This is a genomic window from Arthrobacter sp. Y3223166 (genome assembly GCF_059090935.1).
This window is the reverse complement of record NZ_JBNHGE010000098.1, coordinates 1-478: the sequence shown is the minus strand read 5'-3', so window position 1 is coordinate 478 and position 478 is coordinate 1. Positions and strand designations below refer to the sequence as shown.

Annotated in this window: 1 pseudogene; it reads right to left on the bottom strand. The window is 64.2% G+C overall.

The window, feature by feature from the left end:
* Nucleotides 1-478 (bottom strand): annotated as a pseudogene (locus AC5RUH_RS16715) (peptidase S8/S53 subtilisin kexin sedolisin); the annotation flags it as partial.

Here is a 478-nt window from a genome sequence, read left to right as displayed (position 1 = left end):
TTGCCGCCGACCAGGTAATCCACGCCCTCAACGGCCGGGATCGTGTAGGTGTCCTCTGCGGTGCCGTCCTTATCCAAGAACGTCACCCCAGCCGGGGACACCTTGTTAGTCGTCGTGACCTTGATGGTGGCCAGCGTTTGAAAGCCGCTGGAGGAGTTGCCGAGACTGTCACGCAGCGGGTAGAGCACCGCCTCCCAATCGCCCGCGGCAGACCCCTGGGGAATGGTCATGGTCCGTTCCCAAGTGCCGTCCTTGACGGTCCCCGAGACCAGCGTCATGGATCCAAAGCCGTGGCTTTGGCCGGTGGCTTCGTGGCTGAGGCTCGCCACGGGAGTGTTCGCACCAGTGGCGTCGGTCAGACGGACGGTGACCTTTACCGTCCCTGAACCGCTCTCAAGATTAAGCGACGAGGGCGTCACCGTTGACTCGGCAAGCACGGGCCCCGCGGTATCGGCGGGAGCCCCGGTGACCTTGATGG